This window comes from uncultured Flavonifractor sp., from assembly GCF_944383115.1.
Taxonomy (GTDB): Bacteria; Bacillota; Clostridia; order Oscillospirales; family Oscillospiraceae; genus Flavonifractor.
This window is the reverse complement of record NZ_CALWOJ010000152.1, coordinates 1-2654: the sequence shown is the minus strand read 5'-3', so window position 1 is coordinate 2654 and position 2654 is coordinate 1. Positions and strand designations below refer to the sequence as shown.

The 2654-nt window shown below is 63.4% G+C and carries 4 protein-coding genes; 2 read left to right on the top strand and 2 right to left on the bottom strand.

The features are described 5' to 3' along the window. The coding region (locus tag Q0K43_RS10930) for an ATP-binding cassette domain-containing protein (RefSeq protein WP_297290555.1) at positions 1-500 on the bottom strand (500 nt) is incomplete at its 3' end. Positions 501-643: 143 nt separating this feature from the next. On the opposite strand from Q0K43_RS10930, the gene Q0K43_RS10925 reads away from it, so the two are divergent. Then, on the top strand, positions 644-1234 hold the full coding sequence (locus Q0K43_RS10925) for a rubrerythrin (protein WP_297290554.1): 591 nt from the start codon (positions 644-646) through the stop codon (positions 1232-1234). Positions 1235-1237: 3 nt separating this feature from the next. Here the strand turns inward: Q0K43_RS10925 and Q0K43_RS10920 are convergent, their stop codons facing one another. Further along, positions 1238-2056 (bottom strand): putative RNA methyltransferase, encoded by an 819-nt coding sequence (locus Q0K43_RS10920; protein WP_297290553.1) that lies wholly within the window; start codon positions 2054-2056, stop codon positions 1238-1240. A 188-nt stretch (positions 2057-2244) separates the two neighbouring features. Between Q0K43_RS10920 and Q0K43_RS10915 the strand changes: the two genes are divergently transcribed. Then, positions 2245-2654 (top strand): ATP-binding cassette domain-containing protein (locus Q0K43_RS10915; RefSeq protein ID WP_297290556.1); only part of this gene is annotated, 410 nt, incomplete at its 3' end.

Here is a 2654-nt window from a genome sequence, read left to right as displayed (position 1 = left end):
GCCTCCGGCTCGTCAAAGATCATCAGCCCGGTCTTGCGGGCCAGGATGGTGGCGATCTCAATGCGCTTGACCTCGCCCCCGGACAGGGAGGCGTCCACCTCCCGGTCGATATAGTCCCCGGCGCACAGGCCCACCTTGGTCAGGTACTGGCAGCCCTCTTCCCGGGTGAGCTTCTCGCTGCCGGCGGCCAGGGCCAGCAGGTCCTTCACCTTCAGACCCTTGAACCGGGGCGGCTGCTGAAAGCCGTAGCTGATGCCCAGCCGGGCACGGCCGGTGATGTCCAGATCGGTGATATCGGTGCCGTTCCAGCGGATAGAGCCGCCGGTAGGCTGCACCAGGCCCATAATGGCCTTGGCAAGGGTGGTTTTGCCGCCGCCGTTGGGGCCGGTGATGACCACAAACTGGTGGTCCTGAACAGAGAGGGAGACGTCGTTGAGGATGCCCAGCTCCTGGCCTTCCTCTCCCTCCACCTGATAGCTGAGATGGCTGATCTCCAGCATAATCGGTCTCTCCTTTGTATATGGTTCATTCCATGAGCAATTATTTTATCACGGAAGATGGTAAAATACAACCCTGAGCGGGGCAAATCTTGCCATGCGGGCATAGAATGGGAGGAAATCATACAGAATCGGAGGCAATGCGTATGGATCAGGAATTGCTGCCCGGCTGCGACCGGGAGGTTTTCGAGCGGGTGTGGAAGCGGGTCATGCCCGAGGCCCGGGAGGACTGCCCCTTTGAAGTGGTGGAGGCGGCCGCCCGGCCCCTGCCTGCGGTGGTGGTCCCTGCTGCCCCGGCGGAGGAAGAGGAGGAGACCGTCACCTGTCTGGGGCCGGCTTCGGCGGCGTATGGCCCTCAGCTCCAGCAGTACATAGACCAGGAACTGGCGGCCCACCGGTGCTGCCAGGCTTTGGCCCGGCGGGTGTCCGGGAATGGCGGCCGGATGCTGGCCACCCTGGCCGCCGAGAAGCGGCGGCGGGCGAAGCGGCTCAGCACCGCCTATTTCCTCATCTCCGGGGTGCGGTACTGGCCTGCCGAGCGGGGCGGCAATCAGCCGTTACAGCCGGTCCAGGCCACCCTGCGGGAGCAGTTCCAGGCCCAGCACCGAAACGCGGCCTGCTACCGGGCGGCGGCGGCGGGGGCCAGTGACCCCTGCCTGGTGGAACTTTTCCACGAGTCGGCGGAGGAGGCCGAGGCCCACGCCTGGGTCATCCGCAGCGTGCTGGAGCAGATGTAGCCCTCAGTCCCGCCGGAATACATGGATGCGGAAAGCGGCCCGGACGGTCAGCCCGTGCAGAGCGGCCAGCCGGGCCGCGCCCTCTTTGGGGGTCTTCCAGTAGTAGGGGGTCATCTGGAACAGGTGGGGCAGATCCTCGCCGGCAACCTCCAGGAGGGTATCCACCGGAACCACACTGACATAGGAAAAGCCCTCATAGGGAATATCCTGCTCCTGATTTGGGTAGGGCTTGTCATAGAGTACCTGCTTCAGCTCCCACAGATGGTTGGCGGCGGGAACCACATAGAGGAACAGCCCGCCGGGGCGCAGCACCCGCCGGAATTCCTCCAGGGCCAGGGGGGAGAAGCAGTTGAGCAGCAGATCCAAGCTCCCGTCCGCCACGGGAAGGTGATAGGCCGAGGCCACGGCAAACTCTCCCTGGGGCAGACGCTTTGCCGCCAGACGCACCGAGGACTTGGACAGGTCGATGCCCGCCAGATCCACCTGCCTGCCCGCCCCGGTAAGGGCGGCGTAAATGCCGGCGGTGTAGTAGCCCTCCCCGCAGCCAGAGTCCAGTACCGACACCTGCTCCCCGGTATGTTCCAGAGCCAGGGTACACAGGGCGTCCCGGAGAGGAGCGTAGTAGCCTTTGGACAGGAACTGATTGCGGGCGATTACCATGCCCTTGTCGTCCCCGGGGGCCTTGGAGTGCTTCCGGTTGGCGGGGAGGAGGTGGACGTAGCCCTCCCTGGCCAGGTCGAAGCTGTGGCCGTTGGGGCAGGCGTAGCGGCCCGCCTCCCGGAGCAGGGGGGCGGCGCAGTGGGGGCAGACGAACAGACTCAAAAAGACCCCTTCCTTCCAAATGGTCTGAGGGTATCATACCAGTTCGGAGGACATAACACAAGGGCCGCGCCAATGGCGCGGCTTTTTTGTAGCGGATTATGGTTTGTTTTTTGTTATTTGTATGGTATACTGTAAAATTGCGAAGATTTTCCCGGCCGGGAGCCGGGGTGAACAAAAAGGAGTACGACATGATCACAGTTTCCGACCTGACTCTGGCTTACAGCGGCCAGGCCCTCTTCTCCCATGTGGATTTGCAGTTCACCAAGGGCAACTGCTACGGCATCATCGGCGCCAACGGAGCCGGCAAGTCCACCTTCCTGAAGATCCTCTCCGGCGATCTGGAGCCCACCTCCGGCGAGGTGTCCATCCTGCCCAAGACCCGCATGTCGGTACTCAAGCAGGATCAGAACGCCTACAATGCCTACAACGTAATGGACACCGTCATCATGGGCAACCAGCGGCTGTACGATGTGGGCAAGGAGAAGGACGCCCTCTATGAGAAGGAGGAGATGACCGAGGCCGACGGCATCCGGGCCTGCGAGCTGGAGGAGGAGTTTGCCGAGCTGGGCGGCTGGGAGGCCGAGAGCGACGCCAGCCG

Excerpts from the sequence above, each read along its gene's own strand:
- Q0K43_RS10925 (WP_297290554.1), top strand. The coding sequence starts at position 644 with ATGGATCAGGAATTGCTGCCCGGCTGCGACCGGGAGGTTTTCGAGCGG.